17 protein-coding genes are annotated in these 24,091 nt (G+C 45.6%); 11 read left to right on the top strand and 6 right to left on the bottom strand.

Translation table 11 applies throughout. The features are described from left to right. Window positions 1–26 precede the first annotated feature (26 nt). Window positions 27–1,070, top strand: a complete 1,044-nt coding sequence (locus tag ACLWBD_RS10605) for a glycosyltransferase family 9 protein (protein ID WP_413568154.1) — start codon at window positions 27–29, stop codon at window positions 1,068–1,070. After that, window positions 1,067–2,356, top strand: coding sequence for a 3-deoxy-D-manno-octulosonic acid transferase (locus tag ACLWBD_RS10610; RefSeq protein ID WP_413568155.1), 1,290 nt, complete (start codon window positions 1,067–1,069; stop codon window positions 2,354–2,356). The genes ACLWBD_RS10605 and ACLWBD_RS10610 overlap by 4 nt, the downstream gene beginning before the upstream one ends. 51 nt (window positions 2,357–2,407) lie before the next feature. Here ACLWBD_RS10610 and ACLWBD_RS10615 read toward each other — a convergent pair whose 3' ends face one another. Next, window positions 2,408–3,169: a substrate-binding periplasmic protein gene (locus ACLWBD_RS10615; protein WP_413568156.1), complete on the bottom strand. Its 762-nt coding sequence runs from the start codon at window positions 3,167–3,169 to the stop codon at window positions 2,408–2,410. A gap of 178 nt (window positions 3,170–3,347) precedes the next feature. On the opposite strand from ACLWBD_RS10615, the gene ACLWBD_RS10620 reads away from it, so the two are divergent. Together ACLWBD_RS10620 and ACLWBD_RS10625 are read left to right on the top strand one after the other, a co-directional pair. Further along, window positions 3,348–4,481 (top strand): hypothetical protein, encoded by a 1,134-nt coding sequence (locus ACLWBD_RS10620; RefSeq protein WP_413568157.1) that lies wholly within the window; start codon window positions 3,348–3,350, stop codon window positions 4,479–4,481. Then, the gene (locus tag ACLWBD_RS10625; RefSeq protein ID WP_413568158.1) at window positions 4,468–7,863 is read left to right on the top strand and encodes a hypothetical protein; all 3,396 of its coding nucleotides are present in this window, start codon (window positions 4,468–4,470) and stop codon (window positions 7,861–7,863) included. Before ACLWBD_RS10620 ends, ACLWBD_RS10625 begins: the two co-directional genes overlap by 14 nt. Here the strand turns inward: ACLWBD_RS10625 and ACLWBD_RS10630 are convergent. Continuing rightward, the gene (locus ACLWBD_RS10630) at window positions 7,860–8,600 is read right to left on the bottom strand and encodes a helical backbone metal receptor (protein ID WP_253696860.1); all 741 of its coding nucleotides are present in this window, start codon (window positions 8,598–8,600) and stop codon (window positions 7,860–7,862) included. The genes ACLWBD_RS10625 and ACLWBD_RS10630 overlap by 4 nt on opposite strands. 105 nt (window positions 8,601–8,705) lie before the next feature. Here ACLWBD_RS10630 and ACLWBD_RS10635 point away from each other — a divergent pair, with 105 nt between their 5' ends. Together ACLWBD_RS10635 and ACLWBD_RS10640 are read left to right on the top strand one after the other, a co-directional pair. Further along, window positions 8,706–9,998 (top strand): enoyl-acyl carrier protein reductase FabMG, encoded by a 1,293-nt coding sequence (locus ACLWBD_RS10635; RefSeq protein WP_413568159.1) that lies wholly within the window; start codon window positions 8,706–8,708, stop codon window positions 9,996–9,998. A gap of 2 nt (window positions 9,999–10,000) precedes the next feature. Next, on the top strand, window positions 10,001–10,843 hold the full coding sequence (locus ACLWBD_RS10640) for an MBL fold metallo-hydrolase (RefSeq protein WP_413568160.1): 843 nt from the start codon (window positions 10,001–10,003) through the stop codon (window positions 10,841–10,843). 249 nt (window positions 10,844–11,092) lie between these two features. Here ACLWBD_RS10640 and ACLWBD_RS10645 read toward each other — a convergent pair whose 3' ends face one another. After that, window positions 11,093–11,806, bottom strand: coding sequence for a hypothetical protein (locus ACLWBD_RS10645; RefSeq protein WP_063208564.1), 714 nt, complete (start codon window positions 11,804–11,806; stop codon window positions 11,093–11,095). A gap of 67 nt (window positions 11,807–11,873) precedes the next feature. On the opposite strand from ACLWBD_RS10645, the gene ACLWBD_RS10650 reads away from it, so the two are divergent. From ACLWBD_RS10650 to ACLWBD_RS10660, 3 genes are read left to right on the top strand one after another with little or no spacing between them, the layout of a single operon-like run. After that, complete coding sequence (locus tag ACLWBD_RS10650; RefSeq protein ID WP_413568161.1) at window positions 11,874–13,016, top strand: phospholipase D-like domain-containing protein; 1,143 nt, start codon at window positions 11,874–11,876, stop codon at window positions 13,014–13,016. Window positions 13,017–13,059: 43 nt separating this feature from the next. Further along, a complete protein-coding gene (locus ACLWBD_RS10655) occupies window positions 13,060–13,662 on the top strand; it encodes an ATP-binding protein (RefSeq protein WP_063208566.1) in 603 nt (200 codons plus the stop codon). Then, window positions 13,662–15,452, top strand: coding sequence for a hypothetical protein (locus tag ACLWBD_RS10660; protein WP_413568162.1), 1,791 nt, complete (start codon window positions 13,662–13,664; stop codon window positions 15,450–15,452). Before ACLWBD_RS10655 ends, ACLWBD_RS10660 begins: the two co-directional genes overlap by 1 nt. On the opposite strand, the gene ACLWBD_RS10665 is transcribed toward ACLWBD_RS10660, so the two are convergent. From ACLWBD_RS10665 to ACLWBD_RS10675, 3 genes are all read right to left on the bottom strand, one after another. Next, window positions 15,449–17,383: a response regulator gene (locus ACLWBD_RS10665; protein ID WP_413568163.1), complete on the bottom strand. Its 1,935-nt coding sequence runs from the start codon at window positions 17,381–17,383 to the stop codon at window positions 15,449–15,451. The genes ACLWBD_RS10660 and ACLWBD_RS10665 overlap by 4 nt on opposite strands. A gap of 104 nt (window positions 17,384–17,487) precedes the next feature. Further along, entirely contained in the window at window positions 17,488–17,958 is a 471-nt protein-coding gene (locus tag ACLWBD_RS10670) for a hypothetical protein (protein ID WP_063208569.1), read from the bottom strand. Window positions 17,959–17,999: 41 nt separating this feature from the next. Then, window positions 18,000–19,772, bottom strand: coding sequence for a SpoIIE family protein phosphatase (locus ACLWBD_RS10675; RefSeq protein WP_413568164.1), 1,773 nt, complete (start codon window positions 19,770–19,772; stop codon window positions 18,000–18,002). Between the two features lie 173 nt (window positions 19,773–19,945). Between ACLWBD_RS10675 and ACLWBD_RS10680 the strand changes: the two genes are divergently transcribed. Together ACLWBD_RS10680 and ACLWBD_RS10685 are read left to right on the top strand one after the other, a co-directional pair. Further along, entirely contained in the window at window positions 19,946–22,114 is a 2,169-nt protein-coding gene (locus tag ACLWBD_RS10680; protein WP_063208571.1) for a FecR domain-containing protein, read from the top strand. Further along, complete coding sequence (locus ACLWBD_RS10685) at window positions 22,111–24,063, top strand: ATP-binding protein (RefSeq protein WP_063208573.1); 1,953 nt, start codon at window positions 22,111–22,113, stop codon at window positions 24,061–24,063. The genes ACLWBD_RS10680 and ACLWBD_RS10685 overlap by 4 nt, the downstream gene beginning before the upstream one ends. The last annotated feature ends 28 nt before the right edge of the window (window positions 24,064–24,091 follow it).

Genomic DNA, 24,091 nt, shown 5'->3' on the forward strand with positions numbered 1-24,091 from the left:
TCGGCGGCTTTGCTAGGATTTGTGGGATGTTAATACGGGATCCTAAAAGTGCTAAATTTTTAATCATTCGCTTTTCAAGCTTTGGCGACGTCGTCCAAACTTTGAGTGTTCCCGCGGCCATTAAAAAGACCTATCCTGAAGCGCAAGTTCACTGGGTCACCCGTAAAGACATGGCCTCTTTGTTACTCAATCATCCCGCGATTGATCGCATCTGGGAGTTTGACCGTAAAGCGGGCTTAAAAGGCTTGATCCGCCTTTGCCTGCAAATGCGCCAAGAAGGTTTTACGCATATTTATGATGCTCACAACAACACGCGTTCTCGTGTGATCAGTTTTCTGCTTCGACCCTTAGGTTTTGTGGGTTTGGGACCGGCCTTTATCCGTCGCTCGATTCGTCGTTGGAAACGTTTCTTACTATTCCGTCTTCGCATCAATACTTTTGAAATGCCCTTTTCTGGTCAAAGAGATTTATTAGAACCTCTTTTGTCTTGGGGTATTTCCAAATATGCCCCACCCGCACCCCAAATTTTCCCTAGCGAGGAAAGTCATCGCAAGGCTCATGACGTCTTGGGTGATTATGCCGGCTCTGTGGCCTTGGCTCCTTCTTCCGCCCATTTTTTAAAGCGCTGGCCGAAGGAGTACTGGAAAGAATTAATTCTTCTTTGTCCAGGTCAGAAGTTTGTTTTGCTGGGCGGCCCTGAAGACTCTTTTATTGAAGACATTCATGATGTGGCTCCAGAAAGAACTTTGAATCTTGCAGGAAAATGCTCTTTGCAAGTGAGTTCCGCCGTAGTCGCTCAGTCGGCAGCTTTGATCAGCGCTGACACAGGTCTTCTTCACGTCGCTGAACAGTTAGGCAAAAAAGCCATTGCGATGATGGGACCTGCCCCGTTCGGCTTTCCTTCCCGTCCTTCGACACGCATCATGGAAATTCAACTTCCTTGCCGTCCTTGCAGCAAACACGGCCAGGGTCCGTGCGTGAATAAAGAAAAGTTTCATCAATGCATGGTGGATATCACCCCTCAGCAAATCGCTGCTGAACTCAAAATTCTATTAGGTCGTTCAGTATGAGTTCTTTGATGTTTTATTTTTACAAGTTTGTTCTTGTTCCTTTGGCTTATTTTCTTTTGCAGCTATTCCGTCCCTTCTTGCAAGGCAAGTTGCGAGAGATGATCGAAGATAAAAATCATGGTTTTTATAAAATAAAAAAAACCGGCGCAGAAAAAGACATCGCCGAGGCTCGCCCTTTCTGGATTCACGCAGCCAGCGGAGAAATTGAGTACGCGCGGCCCGTGATTCGTGAATTGAAAAAACAGCATCCAAACACTCCGATCCTGGTCACCTACTCTTCCCCTTCAGCGAAAAAGATTCTGGAGAGTCTGCATGATGTTGATGTGTGGGCGGCGCTGCCGTGGGATCTGGATTTTGTTCTGACTGAGTTTGTAGAGAAATGGAATCCACGCGTCTTGTTATTTTCTCGTACTGATGTGTGGCCGGTTTTGGTCTCGGTCGCAAAAAAGAAAAACATTCCGGCAGCCCTGTTTTCCGCGACGTTTGCGGATAATTCTTCACGCCTCAAAGGGATCACTCGCTATCTGACTCGCTATACTTTAAATCACTTGGCAGAGATCCATTGCGTTTCTGCCGAAGACATTCAAAATCTAGATGATTTAGGGATTGATGTGCCTGTGGTTGCCAGTGGTGATACTCGCTTTGACCAAGTCTTTCATCGATTGGAAAATCCAAAGGTTCTTAAAAGTGAATTGATTCCCAGCCCTGAAGATTTTATTTTTATCGCAGGCTCTACATGGCCGGAAGATGAAGCCATTTTACTGCCTGCTTTAGAGAAATTAAAAAACGTCCATATACGCATTATCATCGCACCTCATGAAACGACGGCGGCCCATTTGGAAGCGTTAGAAAAACAAATGACGGCTTTAGGACTTCGCTATGTTCGCTATTCTCAGGCGGATGTGTGGCCCGCAGGCTCTATTCTGATCGTCGATCAAGTTGGAATCTTGGCAGAGCTTTACACGTGGGGCGATATTGCCTTTATTGGTGGCTCCTTCAAAAAACAAGTTCACAGTGTGATGGAAGCCTTAGCTGCCGGCTTGCCTGTGATGGTGGGGCCTCATCACCGCAACAATCGCGAAGCCCTGTTTTATCAAAAGAAAAATTATTCATCAGGAATGATCGTGCAAGTGGTTCACTCGGCCGAAGACGTCGTCGTTCTACTTCAACGCATGAAGAAGCAGCAGTCGCAGATCCCCCACATCAAAGAAGAAATTCGCAACGAGATCGGTAAAAACCGCAACTCCACCCTGCGCGTCCTCTCCGCCATCGAAAAATTCGAATAGTGCCTGCTTCTTTTTTGGGTCTACAGTGCATCAATTGATGCACTGTAGACCTTAAAAAGAAGCAGGCACCTTTAAGGTGATTCCGTCGAGTTTTTGTTTTTTGTCTTTATTGTATTGATTGAAGGCCAAGTGCAGGCTTTTGTTTTCGACGATCTTTGGATTGATCGCAATCTTATCAGCGTACCTTGCAAAGTCGTTTTTTAAATAGTGTTCGGCGACTTTTAAATCCATCAGGACACCATCAACACTGCCTTGGACAAGTTTTCTTAACGTCGAATCTTCACTCAGAACTGTGATGGTTTTCAGATCGCCATTTTTTACAAGCGCATTGAATTCGGCCGTATTGCCATAGCCACGTGTAACGGCGAAGGTCTTGCCTTTAAGGTCTTTTAGTTCTTTCCAAACGAGAGGCTTGTCTTTGCGCTCTAGAAAAATAACCGGCGAATAGAAAAGACTTTGCGAGGCCGTGAAGCCTGGCAACACTTCGTCTTTCCACGACGGAAAATAACCCACAAAATTCTTTTTACCACCATTCTTCTGCGCCTGCACCCAAGGATAGAAAACAAATTCGATGATGATTCCTTGGGCTGCCAACGCCCTTCTTAAAGCATCCGCCGCTGTGCCATTGCGATGACACTTAGAACAGGTATAGGGAGGCCAATCTAGAGTCGCAACCAACCAAGTTTCTCGGGCCGAGGCTGTCGTACTAACTAGAAGAGAGAAGAAGAACATTTTCCACATAGAAACAACATACCTGTGAGACATGCTTGGAACAAGAAAGCTCTCAGTCTCAGGACGAGAAACTACTGACATCTTAGTCTCCGAGGATGACCGCATGGGAATCGAAGCGCTACTCACATAGCAAAAAGCGGCCCTGACAATTCACGGCAGCTGTACAAGCCTTTGCTGCCAAGTCTTGTATTTTTGAAATGATTGGGCGAAGCCCGAGCACGGAACTTGAAATACTCCATAGCAGTTACTAGGGGTTGGCATGAATAAGTTTGTAACTTCAACAGTTTGTCTCATTTTGATACTGAGCTCACAGGTGTTTGCTCAGAGTCAAAACGTTTTGACTTTACCAGAGGCAAAACAAGATAAGAAGTTTTCAGCGGACTGGCGCATTCGCCTTTCTGGCTCTGACGTGCGTGATGACCAAAGCCAATCCAAAGTCGTCGATATCCGCACTGAAATCAAAGCAAAGTACAACTTAAGCTCTTCCCTTTTGTTAGATGTTCAACCTGTCTTGCGTTTGCAATCAGGACAGACTCAAAGCGTGAATGGCGCTGATCAACCGGACAATAGAATCACTTTAAAGCAAGCGGCGGCTCAGTACACGCCGTTTTCTTTCTTCCGTTTGACGGCAGGGGCTTTAGATCAAGACTATATGCACACCGCGATTCTTTTAGACTCTATCGCTTTCCCGGCAGCCCGTGCAGAAGGTGTTTTAAAAACTGGAAACTTTAAAACATTGTTGGCCGTTGAAACAGCGATTCCGACATCCACTTCATTTAGCACGAACACGAAAGAGCTTGAGCCGACGCCGTCATTGAATACAGCCGCTTTACAGGTAAATTGGCAAGCCGCTCGAAACCTTTACTGGAAAAACTCTGTTGGCTATTTCATCTATAATAATCTTCCTTCGGCAGTAGCGGAAAAATCTCGTTTGCTAGGAAACGAAGTGAATAAGATCTCGGACGCTCAATACGCCTTCATGCACAAATATGAAGGTATCGAGGCCTCTACAGCTCTTGAATTTCCAGTGTTCAGTCTTTTGGACCTTTCTATAGGTGGTCAATACGTCCTGAATCAAAAAGCTCCTTCAGATGAAAACATGGGTTACCGCTATTACGTAGGTTCTGAATTCCACTTTACTAAGGGCTTAGATCTGGTTGTCGAGGGAAGTTACTTTTCTATCGCGCCAGAAGCCGCTGTGTCGTACTTCAATGCTTCGGGATTTGAAACAAACCGCATCGGTTACGCGGCAGAGACTTATTTATCGTTTAAAAAAGAAGGCTTTAACTTAGGCATTAAGTACATCGATGCCGAGGTGATGTTTTCTAATGCCATCCAATCACGCGAAAAGACTTTGTTGATTAAGCTGGAGACTTTCTATGCAAACATCTAAGATCACACTTGTAAAAGCCCTCTTAGGACTTTCACTATCGACAGTCTTAGCTGCGTGTAACTTACCCGCTCCTAAAGACAAAGAGATGGACAGCTCAACGGCGGCCACTTTCACGGCTCAAGCCATGGCGGATAAATCCAAGGCTCTTGAAGTGCGTGTTTCCGGAGACTTTGCTTTACCTTCTTCTAAAGTTTTCAATCTTCAAGCTTGCGTGAAAGATGTGGCTTACGACAAAGCGATCGCGGGACATGATTTCCTCATTGAAGACAACAATATCAAAGTGACCAGTGATAAAGCCGGCTGCTTGACTTGGGCCGAAAAAATCAATTTTAACTTCTTGGGAGAATCTCAATACATTCGCATCGAAAGAAGAATCAAAGGTTTGGGTCTTCATAAAGGGATTCAAAAAGTCGCTTTCGCTATCAATCCTTGGTCACACGGCGAAAACTTAGCACCGGTTTTAAACCCGGACGACGGTGCAAATATTCCGGCCCTCGTGAATGGCGCCGAAGAATCCAAACAAGCTCTTAAAGGATTTTCTGCAGACAATAAAATGACGTCTCGCCCATTGTGGGTGGAAGACGGTCGCTTATTCGTAACAGAACAAAAATTAACTACAGCTGGCGTTGAACTTTTAGTGGAAATGCGCCCAACTCCATCGCTTCAATTGACAAAAATGAATGGCGAGATGGTGCTATATCCCTTGAAAGCTGGTTCATTCAAAGCCCGTCTTAAAATCATCCACATCTATCAGCAAGGTGGAAAGGAAGTTCGCCGTCTTTTGAGCGAATCCCCAATGATGGATGTTAAGATGGAAAACGCAAGTTTGGGCATTAAGTCCGTGATGTCTTTACCGGCAATCCCGACTCGTGGCCAATTGATGTTGGGTCTAGAGCTAGAGCCTGTGCAAGCCCCTCAAGGTTTGACAAGCTTCGACGGTATCTACCTTTTGGGTGAATACGACCAAATCAAGGGCGCGTCTTTCCTTCGCTTAAACACGGTGGTCGCACAAACAAAAGACTTTAAAATCGCAAACTATATCAATTCGACAATTGCGGATGTTGCAAGAAAGTCCCCGGTGAATTCTACAACGACAAGCGACTCTAAAGCTTCTGAGTCACCAGGCACGACATCGACTTCTTCTGATGATGAAACCACCTCTTCTTCAGAAATCGTTTTTGATTCGGATGCTTATCAAAAACCGAAAATTGAAGTTTCTCAGTTAGAATTCCGCTTCGTTCGCGTGGGACAAGAAAAAACGGCGACACGCGAAGTGTTTTATACAGTGAAAGCTTGTGTGCGCAACGGTTTGGACCAAAAGAATGCGCGCGCCCACTCTTTCAAAGTCACGAAGTATCGTCAATCCGAATCTGAGCCTTCAACAACAGTGACGGTGAAAACAGATAATAATTCATGCATCAACTGGGACGAAAGCATCACGTTTAAATATTTCGATTGCCAACGCTATCTTAAGGGTTTTGTGCAAATTGAAAATGCCGATTTGGGAATGAAAGAAAAGCTTGAAATCATCGTCAACCCTTGGGAATCGATGGGAGTTCTAGCTCGCGACATGCGCTATGTGGATCGCAGCGAAAAGCTGGTTTTAAGCTGTACACAAGAAAGCCGTCCACGCACCCAGGTGTTGGTCGAAGGTTTCAGCTACAACACACTTTCCTACAACTATGGCATTGATTCTTTATTGAATTTAACAGTCACGAAAAAGATCCAAGTTAAAATGGAGCCGCGTCTTTTGGTTTATTCAAGCCTTGCTAACGGTCGTGGCGAGTCCGAACGTCTTCGTGACGGCATCTATCTTTTGAAAATGGCCGTCGTGCAAAACCGCGACTATGATTCGAACAACTCTTATGTCACAGCGGCACAAAAGCTTGTGACGGTGATGAGTGGTCAAATCAACACAGAAATGACTTTCCAGACTCAAGATCTAAAGGCTTTAGGCAACCGCAACAACATGCTTGTGGAAATCTATCCTGTTGATGAACAAAAAATCGTTCTTGAAGGCAGCACTCTGCGCTTGAAAGATGACAAGGCGACATTGGATTCAGCTATTGATACAACGACAGGCCTTGAAACACCGACATTCATCGGTCCCGTGACTCTGAATATTGATGAGGCTTCTCGTCCATTGCGCACAATGGAGCCTTCTTCAGTGAACGCCTACTTGCTGAATGGTCAAGGCGACAATGCGGGTAATGGAAAATTCATCATCAACAAAATCGTGGCTGAAGGACAAAAAGTCGCCGCAGAAAAACGTCAAAGAATCCAAGCGCGCGCCGATAAAACTCAGTTCGCTAAGGAAAACAACCTTGAAATCATCAACGTGAAAAACGCTGATGAAAAAGCGCCTTTGGTAAAAGCCCTTGTCGGTTCAACTAAACTGGTTGAGCGCCTCATTGTGACGAAAGCCGACCTTCAAGAGATCATCGAAAAGGGAACGATTTCTCCAGCGACGGCACAAAAGCTTTGTGCCTTCTGGTCGAGCGACTTTTTTAGAACTATGCAGGCGGATAAAGGCGGCGTGATTTATGAAAACTCACGCATGGCATTCGGTATGGATTGCTACAATGCAGTTCGCAAAGATCCGAAACGTTTCTTCCAAACTGAAAAACACATCCTGGTGAAAGAAGTCGGTGGATCTCAATTTCAAAAAGGTTTCAATCAAGGTTTGACGGTGGGTACAAGCTTCTCGCTTTCGACTTCACACTCAAATTCAAAGAGCCGCTCGACAAGCATCACATCTAAAGTGGGTCTTTCTAAGAAATTCTTGGATTTATTCTCTGTCGGTGTGGATTTGAACTACACGCTTTCTTGGTCGGTGTCGGATTCAAATAACGCGAGCAACTCGATCAGCGTGAACACATCTACTTCCATGACAGTTCAACACAACGTCTTCAAAGTACGCGTGAACAAACACGAGCAATGCGCGATTGTGCGCTTGAACCCGACGTTGTTCATGAAAGATCCCAACGCAGGTTGGTTCACCGGCCGCCGCGACTATCTTTCATTCTTGAACGCGCGTATGTCGGAAGAAGAAATGGCAACTGCGGCGACACGTGGTCTGATGGTGTGTGACGGCGAAATTCGTCAGAATGCCATCGACATCACAGAAAATTACTACTTAATCGCTCAGGAGTCGAACAGCTCGCAAATGCAAGACAATGGCGATGCTCGCAACAGAAACTTCTTCATCGCTCTTCGCTCTAAAAACGACTACAACCGTTTTGTCTTGGCGATGAAAGGCGACGCGAAAATGCCAACGACGGCGACAAAAGAAGAAGATCCGGCCGTGCAAGCGGCACGCAACATGGAGCAATTATTCCAAATGTCGGGCCCTGCTTATCCAGGAACTTTCTTAGCAAACTAAAGTGTTGTGAAGTGCTTTTCTAAAAATTCGAGGCTGCGGATGCCGAACCACGAGTAAGACTCCCCGTTCACCACAGCCCCTTCAATGCCGAGCTCTTTGAGTTCGGCTATTTTTTTATGAAATGGAAAAGGCTCAGAGGAAAATAGAAAAAACGCATCTTTCATCTCTTCTTCGTCAATGACGGGATATTTTTCCCCTTCAGGGAACTCAACCAACGTCGCTCCCAATTTTTCCAAGACTGAACCAATATAGGTTTCACGAGTCACGCCCATCCAGGGCTTCTTCCAGATCATGTACATGACCTTGTCATAAGAACGCGATGGCGGTTTTACCCACTCTAAAAAATCAGGAATCTTTTGGAAGTCCCATTGGCGGGCCGGAGCTTCGACAATGTCCAAGCACTTTACCGACCACTCCATTAAGGCGGCATTTTCAAAATGCTCACCGAGTCTTGAAAGTTCACTTTGCAAACTTGAAAGAGAGGAAACATGAGTCGCTAAATAAGGAACCGGGCACTCTTCGGCCATCTCCAAAGGATTTTCCTCTTGATCTAAAAGAACAAGATCGGGCTTTAAATCCATCACCAAATCCCAGGACACTTCTTTGGTGCCACCGACAATGGGAATATTCGTGATCATCTTTGGTGGATGAATACAAAAACGCGTGCGTCCAACGACGTTGACGCCTGCTCTTAATAATGTCTCCGTCCATGACGGAACCATGCTCACCACTCGCATTAAAACCTCTCTAGACAGATTACCCGCCGAGCCAAATTGAAGTCAAACTTGACCGTCCCATCGGCTCAGCAGACTATAGGCCCTTAACTTTGTGAGGTGTATTTTATGACGCAACTTTTCCCTCTTCGTGAAAAACCCGCTTTGAGTGCTTACAAAAAAGGCGATGTTCTTGTGCTTTTTGGCGAGCTCTTTTCCCGCGGTTACGCCAATGGTTTGGTCGAAGAAGCCGAACGTCGTGGAATGACCATCGTCCGTGCCACTGTAGGACGTCGTGAAAAAGACGGCTCTTTGCGCGCTTTGACAGCCGAAGAAACAGCCCACATTCCTCAACCCTTCATCAATGTTCCTTTGGAAGCCGGTTTCGATATGGATGCGGCTGCAAATGGTGTGACTCCTTGTGATCAATTGAAAGATATCAAACTGAGTGATTGGGATAAGGCCGAGTTGGATTGGAAAGCCATCGACGAGTCTCAGGCTCATGGCGTGGCTCGCTTTAAGAAAAACACCGAACTTTTCATGAAAGAGTTAGAAAAGCATGTGCCTGCAGGTGCGAATGTTTTGTTTGCGCACTTGATGGCTGGCGGTGTTCCTCGCACAAAAATCATCATGCCTCTTTTAAACCGCGCGTTTAAAGGGACGGGCGACCGTCACATCCCGACACAAGCTTTGCTTGATTCTCAAATCGGTCAATTCTGTCTTAGAAACTTTAACGAAGTGACGGCAGAAACTTTCCGTCATTTGATCGAGCTTTCGGCACCTCTTCGTAAAAAATGGGAGTCTCAGGGTTCTCATGTTTCTTACACGGCGTATGGTTACCATGGCACAGAGGTCATGATCGGCAGCCAATATCAGTGGCAAACTTACACGTGCTACTTCCAAGGCTGGGCAAAAATGGCTTTGGAAAAACATGCTGAAAATTTCTTCAAACAAGGTGTGCACTGCTGTGTTTACAACTGCCCAGAGATTTTGACGAACTCAAGCTCGGTCTTCCAAGGTGTTGAAGTATCACTTTATCCTTTGCTTGCAGCTATCCAAAAAGACGCTGGAGATAAAAAACACGCTGAACAAGTTTTGAGCGATTGCAAAAAACTTTTGAAAGACGATGTGACCTTTGAGCAAATCAAGTCGTTTACAGATGACTACTTGAAAAATCCGCTGACTTTAGAATTCACAAACTACGAAAAGTGGCCTCAACACTCTCGCCAAGACCAAATGGAGTACATGTTGAAGAGCTCAGACCATCTTTTCTCATTGCATAAAGATGAGAAAAATTTAATCACGGCGGTTTTGAGCGAAGTTGTCTTTAAATCCTGCGGCTATGTGATGCTTCATGATTCATGGCAACCAAAAGCGCCTGTAGCTTGGATTGGCCATGATCTTGTAGCACGCTGTATGTAATTATGTCGGTACAAGCTGGAGAAAGCTGGAGCTATTCCAAATTCAAATTTCACGGACTATCGCTGTCGGGCATCCGCACAGCGATAGCTATGCCCGAGCTTTCTTTAAGCTTTGATGTGGCCCAAGGCTACCCTTACCTTTTAAACTTAAAGCAGTACTTTATCACTCACGGCCACCTTGATCACGCGGCGGGAGTTCCCTACATCATCTCGCAAAAAGCCATGAACTCCCAAGAACCCGGGAAGTTCTATATGCCGCCCTCTTTGGTAGAACCCCTAGATAAAATCATGAAGCTGTGGGAACAAATTGAAGGCCATCAATATCGCTACGAGTTCATCTCCGTAAAACCCGACGACGAATTTCAAATCAACGGCAACACCTATGTGAAAGTCTTCCCAACCACTCACCGTATTGAGTCTTACGGTTACACCGTTTTTGAAACCGTTAAAAAACTTAAAAAAGAATACGTGGGCTTAAGCCAGGACGAAATCATCGAACTGCGCCGAAAACACATCAACGTCAACGAAGTCCATGAGATCCCGATGGTCAGCTTCACCGGCGACACCCAAATCGAGTTCCTGGATTCCAGAGACTGGGTTAAAAAATCAAAAATCCTCTTCTTAGAGGCCACTTACTTAGACGAAAGAAAAACCATCGACCAAGCCCGCCAATGGGGCCACACCCACATCGACGAAATCATCCCCCGCCTGGACGAAATCGAAAGCGAACAAATCGTCTTCATCCACGCCTCGAGCCGCTACAGCGACAAAGAAGCCCTACGCCTCATTCGAGAAAAAGTCCCCCAACGCCTCCACAACAGAGTCGTCCTCTACCCCGGCCGCTAAACACATACACACGACAAACGCGCCCATGCAGCGTAATAAAAAAAACATACATGAATATTGATTGGAATAAATGACCTAGCGTTAACTGATTGCTTGGCGGAGCGGATTAGGGAATGAGTCCGAAGTGAAGGGCCTTCAGCGGGCCAGGATGGCCGAACCGGCAAGGCCGGCGCTGATGAGCCACGATGGCGTGCCCGAACGAAGCGACTCATTCCCTAATCCGCTCCGCCAAGCAAACCCCGTTCAAGGCTAGAACATATCGTTCAGCCCCATCCAAATCTTACGACTCTTAGACTTTTTATTACGCAAATAATCCACCCATTCTTGTGGCGATCTTTTTTGCCAATTTTCCGCCAAATTCGCGGCGAAAATCAAAGGACTGTAACCTTGACCGATATGATCTTTCGGAGGACGAAGAGCAGTCAACATTTCTGGGCCATAGAAACCTGTTGGCACCAAGCGATCACGCTCACCCAATTCACCGATAATCAAAGCGCCCGGAACTTGTCCCAGCACGGTACGACTCAGGGGACCTGAAGCTTCCGCCGCAGGTGGAACGCCCGCAGATCCGACGATAACCAAACCCGCTTGCGATTTTTTACTCAGAAGTTGAACAAGGTCCTTCGTGGAATCATTCACTTTCATGTTGAAATCAAAAAACACGAAACTTGTGCCTTCTGGCAAAGAGGTGATGCGCTCTTTCAACGCCTCCATGTCCACTTCTCCCGTAGAATCGTAAGGAGTGTAGTTCACCAATTCACAGCTCTTGCAGGGACGAGATTGTTCTGCAAAGAAAGGCTTAATCTTACTATCAAACTCGGCCGCTTTTTGCTGACCGAAGTAAATCACCGTGGTTTTTCCATTAGGAAGTGCCGCTTGAGCCCATGTCGCCCCGCAAGACGCTAAGACCAAAAAACTTCCCGCCAAAATTTTTTTAAAATTCCATAGATTGCACGTCGTCATAAAGTCAGTTTGCCCCCACCCCTGCTTTGCTGTCGACTTTTTTAATAATATATTGAACAATCGACATATGGAGTCATGGAGTCAGGTTCGCATATTTCATTCGGGCGATGAGTACTATCAAAGCCTTCTCGAGGATATTCGTCATGCACAACGAAGTATCACGATCGAATCTTACATCTTTGCTCTGGATAAACTCACGACTCCACTCATTGAAGAACTTGGAAAAGCACGCGCTCGCGGTTGCAGCGTCAAGATTGTGGTCGACGGTTTTGGCTCGTATTACTACATTCCTCAACTAGATCGTCTATGCACCCAACTCGGCATTGAGTTCCGGGTTTTCCATCCTTTCCCCTACCCGCTTTTGTGGGCACGAAGTCTGTTTGCAAAGTATTCATTGCATGGAAGTTTTTTGATGAAGCACATGAACCGGCGCAATCATCGAAAAATTTCAATTATCGATGAAAAACGCGCCTATCTAGGAAGCTTCAACTTCGTTCAAGATCACTGTGCGAGCATTGTGGGGTCTCACGCCTGGCGAGACACGGGAGCTTGGGTCGAAGGCGATGCTATCAAGTATTTAGTTCTAGCTTTTCAAATCAGCTATCTGCGTACTTATATCAAAGGACTTATCAACTGGGTCGGACGCTGGCGCTCTCGCGTAGAGCCTCACGAAAAGATTTTACGCCTGAACACCACGCAACGCACGCGACGACGTCTGTATCGGGATCTTTTACACCGAATCGCTTTCGCGAATAAGCGACTTTACATTACGACAGCCTATTTCTTACCAAAAAGATCTTTGCTTCGAGCCCTCCTGAAAGCCGCGCGCCGTGGAGTTGACGTCAAGATTCTGATTCCAGGAAAATCGGACGTTCCTGTCGTCAAATGGGCCGCCTTTTACATTGTTAAATTCTTGCTTCAAAAGCGCATCCCCATTTATGAATATCAAAAAACCATCTTGCACGCGAAAACAATGATTCTGGATGACGAAGCCTTTATCGGCTCTTTCAACCTGAATCACCGCAGTTTATTGCACGATCTTGAAGTGGAAGTGGTGCTGAACGATGCCGACAGCCTTCAAAACATGACCCAACAGTGGGAAACTGATTTGGCCAATGCGAAACTCGTGTCTGAAAAGGATCTTGCGGCCCGCTCTTGGCTCGCCCGCATGATCTATAATATCGCCTTCCGCCTGCGTTATTTGCTGTAGTTTTTATTTTGACCCTGCCCTATGAATTGGCGATCCTATCCGTATGAATTCATACGTCAAAATCGCAATTACCGGTGGACCTTCGGGTGGCAAGACTACATTGATTGAAGCTTTGAAAAAAGAGTTGGGACAAAAGTGCGCAGTCGTTCCAGAAGCTGCAAGTATTCTGTATCGCGGTGGCTTTCCTCGCTTTAAGGAAGCTCAAGGTGTCGTTCATGCGCAAAAAGCGATTTACTACACCCAAAAAGAACTCGAAGAGATGATCTCGACGTTAAGTCAAAAGTCTTTGATCGTTTGCGACCGAGGATCCTTGGATGCCATTGCTTATTGGCCCGGGCAAGCAGACGAATTCTTCAAACTTGTACAAAGCTCTAAAGAACAAGAGATTGCCCGCTATGACTGGGTGATTCACTTAGACACGGCTTCCTCTGACTTCTACGACACAACGAATACGATTCGCACGGAAACTTTCCAAGAAGCTTGGGACTTGAATTCAAAAATTAAGCACGCGTGGGAGGGACATCCTCGTCGCGTGGTGATCACTCACAACGAAGACTTCCTTTCAAAGATGACAACGTCTTTATCTGTGATCAAAGCTATTATGGCTCATAAGAGTGCTGACGAAATCAAAAAGGAGCTTTTGTAATGTCCAAATGCCTGCTCGCTTTGCTTTCTTTAATGACGGCGTATTCTATCCAGGCTCAGGCGCAAGCGCCCTCTCGCACAAGCAAATTAAAGCCTCTGTATTTCCAGGCGGATAAGAACAATCTGCAAGTTCTGCCGCAGCGATTTGAGTACACATTGATCGACGAAGACCGTTTAAAAATCGGTGATATTTTAATCGATACAACTCAAATCACCTTTCAAATTGAACCTTCCACTCAAAAAGGTCTTTATCGCATTCGCTTCACTTGGCCAGCGGGTTTGGTTAACGAAGGCGAACTCTCGGTAAAAAACAACTCTGGTAAAGCTATTTTCACGACGGTACTAAGCAAAGAAAATGTCACTATCACCGACGGTGCTCCTGCTACAGGTGAAGATGAGCATCTGCGTTCACAAGTGGCTACTTTTTCTGCTGATGAAGTCGAAGCATCGCTTGTCGATGATATGAAGTACTTCCCATTCATGAGTTTTTGCATTTATCGTGAAAGCGAAGAAACTCGCATCTACATGTGTTCCAAGGAACTCTACTTAAGTTCTCAACAAGGGCAAATGGTGGTGAAAACCCGCTCTAGCACGAAGAAAGCCGCTCAAGTTGAAATCAACGGCAAGATCGTTGGAAACCAAGGCATCATTTATTTGAATGATCGCAGCGAAAACGTGGCCTTCAAAGCCCAAACTCAAACCGGCGCTTTCTTTGAAATTGAAACTCGCAAAAAAGACGTCGATTTCAAAGATGCCGTTGTGTCTGACGATGGCAGCCGCATTATCCTGACGGCGTCCGGCGCCGAACCCGTAGACGAAAAGAAAGTTAAGAAGATTTCAGAGACAGACTGGCAGATTTCTCTTTCTAAAAATCGCCCCGTACTTTACTTAAAAGGCGATGGCGATATTCCGATGCGCCAAGAGTTTTACGTTCGCGGTGAGCTGCCGAAAGCTAAAAACCGTCCGTATCTTTCGCAAAAATCGGCGTCTCGCACTTACGCTTCAAAACTTTCTTTTACCGGCATCAGCCCTGAAGGTGTGCAAGTCCGCGCCCCTGAAAATGATGGAACTTCTCAGTTAGAACCACTTAAGAAAAACCAATTTCAATGGACAGTCAGCGGAATTCCAGCGGGCGTAGAAACGCGCCGTTATTTGAATGTGCAAGCTGACGGTCAAAACTTTGTAGCTGGTTATGATGTGTTTCGCGGCCAGCCTTTCGGACTTGGCGTGGGAGCCTCTTACCAGACCCCGTCAGGCATCGCTTTTGGTGCCTTAGAATTTCAGTGGTGGTTTGAAAACTTCTTAATGATCAACGCCGACTGGTCCCGCTTTAAGTGGGGTCTTTCTGTAGAGCGATTGCAGCACTTCACTGAAAAAGACGATGTTGCCAAAGTCGACTTCACAACCTTGGAGTTAAAGTGGCGTGCGCACGAAGGTTTCAATCTTATTGATGCCACCTGGGGACTGACTTTACCATTGCAGATGGTTCAAGGTGAAAATGCCAGTGCTACAGCTTATGGTCTTGGCGCGTTCTGGCTCAAAAAACCAAATCGCTGGATGAAACCTTTCATGCATTGGACAGAGTATAAACTGCAATATTTTGCGGGCTCTTCAGGCAGTGATTTCAAAGTTTCTTCCGCCTACAATCTGAAAGCTCTGGCTTACTGGCAGTTCAACTCAGACTGGTATTTGCGTTATGGTTTAGGTCTGAGCGATTACAAATACGATCCGGCTGCCGCAAAAGAAGAAATGCAGATTGATTTAAATGCAGGAATTTTCTGGAAGTTCTAACGCTTTTTAAAGAAGCCTGAAACAACCTGTTTCAGGTCCATATTGAAGACGTCTTGTTTTTTGTTGGCCGCCGTTAAAAGGGAAATCTCGCGACGGGCTGGAATGAATGATGGATCCAAAGCCACGCTCTTCTCAAAAGATTTTCTAGCGGCCACGACATCCCCTTTGATCTTATTGAAAAGACCCACCACGAAAGGGAATAAAGTGTCATAGCGCTCATCTGGCGGAACTTGAACTAACTCTAACTCAACTTCTTTAAGAACAAATTGTTTCTTTGCTGGATCCACGGCACCCAACTTTGCCCAAGAGCTGTACAAGTGAAGCTGTTGAGTTTGTGGATTGAGTCTTGCAATCTCGGCCAATGTCTCTAAGGCTTTCGCGTATTGATTATACTGAAGTTGTTTTTTAACTTCTTCCATCAAAGTGGTCGCGCGAAGCTTAGCTTCCGCTTCTGATTTCTGCGTAGCCTGGCGGTATTGATCGATCTTATTAGAATCTTGAGACGCGGTGACGGCATCTTCGGCCGTTCTTTTGATCTTACTCCAGACAGCAAAAGCTTCTGAAGCGGCATCCTGGGGCTGATCGCCCAACATTGTTAAGAACTCTGCCAATGCGGCTTCCATGGACGCCCCACCCGCAGCGGTTTCCATGTAAGAAGTGATTTCATAACCATTCTTGCCATCAAGTTCGGCCCAGATTTTTTTCAAAACCTTCAACTGCTCTTGCGGATTTGCAAAAGCTGCGCGCTGAGCAAAAACCACCAATCCTTTAGTTAAAAGGAAGTGGATGGCTTTATACACAGCAATTTCACTATAGCCTTTGACGTCCAAAAGCTGCGAAAGCGTCATTTGGTTATTGAGCTTTAAAGGCAGACCCTCTAAGGTTTTGATCAAAGACATTGTCAAAGCAGGATGGTCATCGCGGAATGTCGGACTTTTCACGATGACGTTTCCAGACCACATCACATACAAAGACTTCAACCAGTTCAAAGAAATCTTGGAAGCGATCCAGTCATGAAGGTAGTAAGACAAAGTGTCAGCATCAATACTTGGATTACTCATCTCAACTTCCGCCGAAGCAAAATTCACGCGGATTTTCTGATCAACAATCGTACGCACCAAGCGGATGTTCATTTGCTCCATCAAAATCAAATCAAACGCATGGGGGCTCAGCTGATTGTTCTGAATCAGATAGTTTCCGATACGGCGATTGTTTTTATCGCGCAAAGCATTTTGCACGTCTTTGGGAGTCGCATAACCACTTTGAATAAGCATTTCTCCGAGGAAAGTCGTCTTATCATCCACGTCGACACCGACGATATTCCCGTTACAGAATGAAATACCAGAGACAGATCCGTCTGCATTATAGATATTCAGATAGCCACTGCTCTTAGTTTCTACCAAAAGCGAATACAAGAAAGGCAAATCAAAGCCGCTGACTTCCTCAATCGACTCAATCACTTTTCTTTTTTGACGGCTGGTCACCGTGGGGTTTGCGAACATTTGATAAAGAAGCTTACGAGCACTCGAAGACTCTTCGCGCTTAGGAGCTTCTTCTTTTTTGACGAGCTTTAAAACTTGCTCCATTTCAAACGGCTTTTTCAGAAAAGCAATCGCTTGCGTGCTTTGTGTCGCCTCTTGAATGAATTGTTTATCCGTGTAGATGCCGCTCATCAAAACTACTTTGAAACGAGCATTAGGATAATTGTTACGGGCCTGCTTGATAAAATCCAAGCCGGTCATTTGTGGAAGAAGACAGTCACAGAAAAGGAAATCTAAATTATTTTGCGTGGATAGAATCGTATTGGCTTCATCCGGACGAGCCGCCAAATAGACTTGATGACCGGCGCGACTTAAAATTTCTTTTAAGGCGTTTCCGATGGCCTCGTCGTCTTCCAGAATTAAAATACGGTTTTTACTGCTTGAATCCACGTTTTTCTTGTCGGTGTTTTAAAGGAAAGCATTGAGCTTAAAATAGGAAAAGCGGGACTGAAGATCAGTTCCCGCTTTCTTTTCTAGACCTAGGACTTGCTGGACTACTTCTTAAGGAACTTGAAATATTTGGACTCAATAACGTCCATCTCCATTTCATTGCCTTCTTCATCTTTCACGGACGCCGGCGGAGTCACCCCACCTTCGTTGAACTCTGTCCCATAACGAAACAAGACATTCTTTTCAGAACCGGAGTCATCGTTGTAGTAAGGTACAAAGAAAGAGTTCACTTTACCGGTCGCGGGTAAGAATCCATCCACCATGTTGATTTGGTCAACGATCACCTTAGGGCAGTTGCTGAAGGCGATTTGTGAGCCGGAAGCAGTTCCCATCCACTTAATCCATTCGCGGATTCCACAAGAGTTGATGCTTTTAAGACCACCCAATTCGACTTCAATGCTTGGATTGCCAGCGATATTGAATTGAGAAAAGTCGACATCTTCGTCAATAGTCCCCGCCATTTGCACCACAAGTTTGTCGGCGGCTTTATTCATTTTTACATCGAGTTTACCCATTCTCTTCTCCTCGTCGTTCACGTTCAAATCGTATTATAAATTTAGTTAAGACCTTCATTTTTTACCACAAAAAAGGTCACATCATCGACCAAGGGCGCCCCTTGACGGTGCTCTTGGAAGCTGACAGCGAAGCGATCAACCGAATCGCCCACTCCCGGGAAATCTTTATTTGCGGCAATGAGTGCTTTGATAAATTCTCGTTCGCCCCAGGCTTCTTTTCCCGGATTCTGGATGTCAGGGATGCCATCCGTATAAAAGAAAACGGCATCACCTTGTTCTATCTGAATACTGGTCTGCTGGTAAACAGAATCTCGCGCTTGTCCCAATCTGGGATTGTTCACTTCATTTAAAGGGATTAAATCTTTTTTCTTAAGGGCGCCGTCTGTTTTTTTGATCAAGAAAGGTGCTTCGTGAGAGGCATTGCAATAAACCAACTCCCCAGTCTCTAAATCGAAGGACGCCAAGAAGAAAGTCATCATGATGCGACCTTTAGAAACGTCGTAAATCGAACGATTCAATAACTCCAATGCTTTGTTCGGAGAAATATTCAATCGTTCAATAATCGTGGAAGCACTTTTCGCGGCACTCGTAATCAACGCGGCCGGAGCTCCGTGCCCGGTGGCATCCCCGATCCACAAAAAGATTTTATTCCCAATTTGACAGTAGTGCCACCAGTCGCCACCACACTCACTGGCCGGCTCGTAATAACCCGCAATCGCTAAAGGCCCGATCTTGGCGCGTGTTTCTGGGAACAGAGTTTCTTGCACCGTTTTGGCCGTTTGCAGCTCGGATTCCATGCGCGCTTTTTCTGCCGTTTGCTCAAGCAGACGCGATACTTCCGCCGCCATGATGTTGAAGTTTTCAGCCAGGCTGCCCACTTCATCATTGGACTTCACATCAACACGGATATTGAAATCCCCTTCTGCCACTTTTCCTGTTGCGGTGAAAAGCTGAGTCAAAGCTTGCGTGATACCACTTGAGGCAAAAAGACTTAAGATCACCGTCAAAGAAATCAAGATACCGAAGAAGATTAAAGATTTGCGGATAAGAATTTGCACCGCACCCAAGGCTTTTTCTTTTTCAACCGTTGTCACAACAATCAAATCACCAAAGCCTGCGCGCGAATAAGAAACCAAAAGTTCTGTTCCATCAACGGCTTTGTCCGTCTCGGCCCCTTGAGCGATCGGCGATTTTCCTTTTAAGAATGACGGCGTTACAACAGATTGCAAGCGTTTCCCTGGCATGCCATCGGGACCAAAAAGAACAAGTCCGTCTTGAGAAATCAAATACATCTTCTGAGATGTCACTGCACGGAACATCTCGGAAGCTTCACTCATACGCACGATCACCATGAAAATCGTGTTGCGCGTCTTTGTTTCGTCGCTCACTTTTTCAAAAATAAAAACACGGTCGTCAACATAAGGCACTTTTACGACACGACGATTGGCATCGGCTTCGGCAAAATATTGAGGAAGGTATTGCTGAAGTGATGTCAGAATGCCATCAGTCTGTCCGGGAACTTTTTCTAGCAGAGCTTTTTTCTCGTAAGAACCTGTCGCCCCGGCACCAAAAACTACGATGGATTCAAGAGTGAACTCATTGGCAAAAATAGAATCCGAAATCGACGTGAACTTTTGCTGAGTCAGATAATCTTGAAAGATCGGCTTCGTCGTTCCTAAGACACCATTGAGCTGTGTCTTAATTTGAGCCGCCATGGTTCCGGACATACTGCTTGAAGAATCAAAGACATAGGCGATCTTATCGTCTTCAAAAATTTGTAAAGCCAGCACCAGATACACCGATAATGTAATCAAAGGCAGCGAAGTTAGAAGCAATAGAATCTTATATCTTATTGATATGCCACGTTTTTTCACGAGTTCAGTATGCCCGTTAACAGGAAACCCGAAAAGAAATTCTGATTTAACTTAGCCTAAGGTCCGTAAATGATTAGCCATTTCCCGCCGATAAGCCCTCAAGCAGGAGTGTTATGTCACGTTTTGGACAAACAGAAAAAATCATCTTTGTTGGAGCCCTCATTTTGTTGGTGGCCTTCTCGTATTTTCTGTACGACGACTCTTTGCTCTTCCCAAAAGCTAACAACGGAAAATTAGAACTGATTGGTGACGTGGCGATCTCTCAAAACGACGTGCGCCGAAAAAATTTAGACACTTTCAGCTGGCTTCCCGCTTCTCGCAAAGACTCTGTTTATCAAAACGACTCCATCTTTACGGGAGATCGCTCTGAAGCTACGATCCGCTTGCAAGATGGAACTCAAATTCGCATCGAACCCAACTCTTTGATCACTTTGAATCTAAAAAACGGTCAAATGAATCTGGATTTGCGTTACGGAAACTTGGTTGGTGAACTGGCACAAGGTTCTTCTTTAACGGTGAAATCTGGCACCGAGGAATTCAAACTTGAATCCACTCCGGGCACCGCGGAAAAACCAAAAATTCAATTCAATAAAGCTCATAGCGGCACGGTCGACTTAAAACTTATTTCGGGTGATGTGAAGTACGTTGATAAGAAAAAGAAAGCCGTGAAGGCGTTACCTAAAAACACTGTCGTGGCCGTTGATAAAAAAGGCGAAGTTAAACAGGTGGAAAAACCTCAGTTAAGTTTGACGACAGCCAATAATGTCAATTATCTGCGCATGAATCCGGACGATCCACTTCCCTTTGAGTGGCAATCGAAAGGCCCGGTCTCTCGCTATGAATTAGAAATTTCTCCAGCGCAAGATTTCAGCACGGTGGCGGTTTCTAAAATCACGTCGGAAACAAAAACTGCGGTCACTGAACCTTTAGAACCGGGCGCTTACTATTGGAGATTGAAAGCCTTCGATCACAATGGTCAGGTCAGTGCAGTTTCTCCGGTTCAGAACGTGCAGGTCACGCATCTGGCGGGTCCACAAATCGTGACCCCGACGCAAGCAGCGCAAATCAATTTAGAATTGAAAGTAAAGCCAAAGGAAGAACTTGCGACAACAACAGAAGTTCAGTGGCGCGCTCAACCAGTGCTTAAAAACTTCACTTGGCAAGTGTCCCAAGATCCTGAGTTCCAGACTATTCTAAAAGAAGAGCAGACGACGAACTTAGCCGCGGTCACTCCCAAACTTCCTTCAGGAACTTATTGGGTGCGCGTGCAAGGACAAACGGAAAGCCAAAAGGTTTCGCCTTGGTCCGAGCCGGTGTCCTTCACTTTGAACTTGCTCGCTCATAAAGAAGAGCGTCCTGACCGCCCTGTCTTGGTTACAAAGAAAATTGAATTCAAAGCTCCAACAGGCAAAGATCGCAACCCTGCTTCACCAGAAGCACCGAAGTTAGCATGGAAACCTGTTTTACAGACAAAAAACTATCATTTGCAAATCGCAAAGGACGCCAGCTTTAAAGACGCCGAAAAATACGACATCACGCAAACTCAAGCCGCGTGGTCTCAGTATCGCCCCGGTAAATACTTCTATCGTGTTTATGCGCGTGGACTGAATGGTTTAATCAGTGAGCCCAGCGAAACCGGCACTTTGGAAATCTCTGTGGGTGGTTTGACTCTGGATCCTCTTAAAACCATCAATGCCGTGGGCCAGGCACCGGGCCCCAAAGAAACTCCTGTAAGTTGGAGCGAAGTCCCGTTTGCGAAATCATATTTAGTTCAAGTGGATAAGAATAAAGACTTCTCTGCTCCACAGCTTTTGGAATATTCGTCCAATGCGGGTGTTTTGACATTGAATGATCCAGGTCGCTACAACGTGCGCGTGCAAGCGATGGATGAATCGAATCAGCCATTGACCGAGTTTTCAAATATTGAAGAAGTGCTTTATACATTCCGTGCCCCGTTGGTGGCGCCGACATTAATGGAACCTTTCAATGCCGCTTCGATCTTCTTGCAAACCGAGATGGAGCCTTTTATCTGGCTTGAATGGAAAAAAGTCGAAGGGGCCTCTTCATATCGTATTGAAATTTCTGACAAGGCTGATTTCTCTCGCACTTTAATTGCGAAATCTATCGACGGAAATCGTTACCTTATCAAAGACCGCGTCCCGCTAGGCAAAATCTATTGGCGCGTGCGTGCAGAGTCCAAAACAGACTCTGAAGCTTCCGAATGGGCATCAAAACGTGAATTCACCCTTTACCATCAGAAGAACGAGACTTTTGTAAAATGAAGATTCAGTACTCTCTCTTCGATACATTGTTAGAACCCGTGTTCGTTCTAAATGCCGAACAAAAGGTCGTCTATTGCAATGAAACCGCAGCCATTGTCGCCGGCCTTTCTATTCGCAAAATCACACGCGGGATGAAGTTTGGTGAACTCTTTGCTTTTAGCGAGCCGATTGATGGTTTAGACAAGCTCATTGAAATCTGTGATGCCACTCCCTACAAAGAAGTGAATTTCAAAAGCTCTCAAGGTGGCGAAGGAAAAATCCAAATCACTCTGCAACCTATTTTTGATTCAATGGGTGATAAAAACTGGATTGTTTTCGTGCGTGACGTGACTCTAGAAGAACGTCTGCAGAAAAAATACCGGGCTGAACTTGAACAAAAAGAAGATGTCATCAAAGCCCTTGAAGATGCCAAGTTGCAACTTGAAAACTACAGTAAAAACTTGGAACAAATGGTTGCAGACCGCACCCGTGAATTATCCCGTTTGAATCAGACCATGTCAGCCTTACTCGACAGTTTGGGCCAAGGTTTCTTTATCTTTAATGCCGATGGAAAAATCTTGGATGTCTCTTCAAAAGCCTGCGAAAGCACGGTGGAATGCAAACCTGATGGTCAGCTTATTTGGGATGTTTTAAAACTTCCAGAAAACAAAGTCGAAGGTTTCAAGAAGTGGATGCAAACCCTGTTCATGGAGATGCTGCCATTTGAAGACCTTTCTCCGTTGGGTCCAACGACCTACCCGCACTCTGCAAACCGCAATATTGCCTTAGAATACCACCCGCTTCGTTCTAGTGAAGGAGCGATGGAAGGTGTCGTTGTTGTTGCTTCCGATATCACTTCACTGATTGAAGCGCAAAAACAAGCAGAGACAGAAAAAGAACACGCCAAACTGATCATCAACATGATCAAGTCGAAACGCGAAATCCATCGCTTTATCCAAGAAGCACAAGGTCTGTTGATCTCGGTGCGAGAAGAGGTCTCTAAGGACCAAGCTCCTTATGATACGGAAACTCTGTTCCGCCATCTTCATACTCTGAAGGGAGGCGCGGCGCTCTTTTCCATCAAAGAAGTGGCCGAAGCCTGTCATCAAGGTGAAACGTTGCTGGCTGAACTTAAAGACAACTGGACTCATCCCGCCTTTATTTCATTACGTGCAAAATGTTTTGAGATCGAAGAGTATTTCTTTAAGTTCTTAGATGAAACAAAAGAAATCTTGGGGTCTTCGGCCCTTCCTGAAGAACGTCAAATTGAAATTGCCATCAGTAAGTTGAATGATATTGCTCGTAAAGTCGGTTCATTGCCTGGGGGCGGACACGTCGCGCAGGAACTTCTTTTAGAACTGGCGATGGAGCCTGTATCTCGTTTCGTTGAACCTTACAACGATGTGATGCTCCGCTTGGCCGAAAAAATCGATAAGATGATGGCGCCATTGAAGATCAACAATGGCAACGTTATGGTCATTCCTGAAATTTACAACTCGCTCTTTGCTACCCTGGTTCATGCTTTCAGAAATGCTGTGGATCATGGAATCGAAATTCCCGACGCGCGTATTGACGCCGGCAAACCTGCGGAGGGCCAGGTCGAAGTGAGTTTTGAAATTCAACCTCACCCTCTTCAACCGAAATTCTTGATCAAAATTCAAGATGACGGTGCCGGCATTGATCCACAAAAGATTCGTGAAAAATTGGCGAAGCGCTTAGTCGATACGAAGAACAAAACCGATGAGCAAGTCATTCAGCACATCTTTGATAGCCAGTTTTCAACTCGCGAACAAGTGACAGATATTTCCGGTCGCGGTGTGGGTATGGACGCTATTAAAGTCGCGGCAGAAGATCTGCAAGGTCGCGTGTGGGTGGAATCGAAAGTGGGAGTGGGCTCTACCCTCTTTGTCGAAGTTCCCTACATCACGGAGTTCAAAAAAGACACTCGCAAAACTCCAGCAGCAGCTTAAAAAGTTCTTACTATCAAATACAAAAAGG

It is taken from the genome of Bdellovibrio sp. HCB117 (assembly GCF_047305915.1).
Lineage (GTDB): Bacteria > Bdellovibrionota > Bdellovibrionia > Bdellovibrionales > Bdellovibrionaceae > Bdellovibrio > Bdellovibrio bacteriovorus_B.

Bases quoted from the DNA above. Each gene is read 5' to 3' on its own strand.
- ACLWBD_RS10605 (WP_413568154.1), top strand. From the start codon at position 27: ATGTTAATACGGGATCCTAAAAGTGCTAAATTTTTAATCATTCGCTTT.
- ACLWBD_RS10610 (WP_413568155.1), top strand. From the start codon at position 1,067: ATGAGTTCTTTGATGTTTTATTTTTACAAGTTTGTTCTTGTTCCTTTG.
- ACLWBD_RS10615 (WP_413568156.1), bottom strand. From the start codon at position 3,169: ATGTCAGTAGTTTCTCGTCCTGAGACTGAGAGCTTTCTTGTTCCAAGC.
- ACLWBD_RS10620 (WP_413568157.1), top strand. From the start codon at position 3,348: ATGAATAAGTTTGTAACTTCAACAGTTTGTCTCATTTTGATACTGAGC.
- ACLWBD_RS10625 (WP_413568158.1), top strand. From the start codon at position 4,468: ATGCAAACATCTAAGATCACACTTGTAAAAGCCCTCTTAGGACTTTCA.
- ACLWBD_RS10630 (WP_253696860.1), bottom strand. From the start codon at position 8,600: ATGCGAGTGGTGAGCATGGTTCCGTCATGGACGGAGACATTATTAAGA.
- ACLWBD_RS10635 (WP_413568159.1), top strand. From the start codon at position 8,706: ATGACGCAACTTTTCCCTCTTCGTGAAAAACCCGCTTTGAGTGCTTAC.
- ACLWBD_RS10640 (WP_413568160.1), top strand. From the start codon at position 10,001: ATGTCGGTACAAGCTGGAGAAAGCTGGAGCTATTCCAAATTCAAATTT.
- ACLWBD_RS10645 (WP_063208564.1), bottom strand. From the start codon at position 11,806: ATGACGACGTGCAATCTATGGAATTTTAAAAAAATTTTGGCGGGAAGT.
- ACLWBD_RS10650 (WP_413568161.1), top strand. From the start codon at position 11,874: ATGGAGTCATGGAGTCAGGTTCGCATATTTCATTCGGGCGATGAGTAC.
- ACLWBD_RS10655 (WP_063208566.1), top strand. From the start codon at position 13,060: ATGAATTCATACGTCAAAATCGCAATTACCGGTGGACCTTCGGGTGGC.
- ACLWBD_RS10660 (WP_413568162.1), top strand. From the start codon at position 13,662: ATGTCCAAATGCCTGCTCGCTTTGCTTTCTTTAATGACGGCGTATTCT.
- ACLWBD_RS10670 (WP_063208569.1), bottom strand. From the start codon at position 17,958: ATGGGTAAACTCGATGTAAAAATGAATAAAGCCGCCGACAAACTTGTG.
- ACLWBD_RS10680 (WP_063208571.1), top strand. From the start codon at position 19,946: ATGTCACGTTTTGGACAAACAGAAAAAATCATCTTTGTTGGAGCCCTC.
- ACLWBD_RS10685 (WP_063208573.1), top strand. From the start codon at position 22,111: ATGAAGATTCAGTACTCTCTCTTCGATACATTGTTAGAACCCGTGTTC.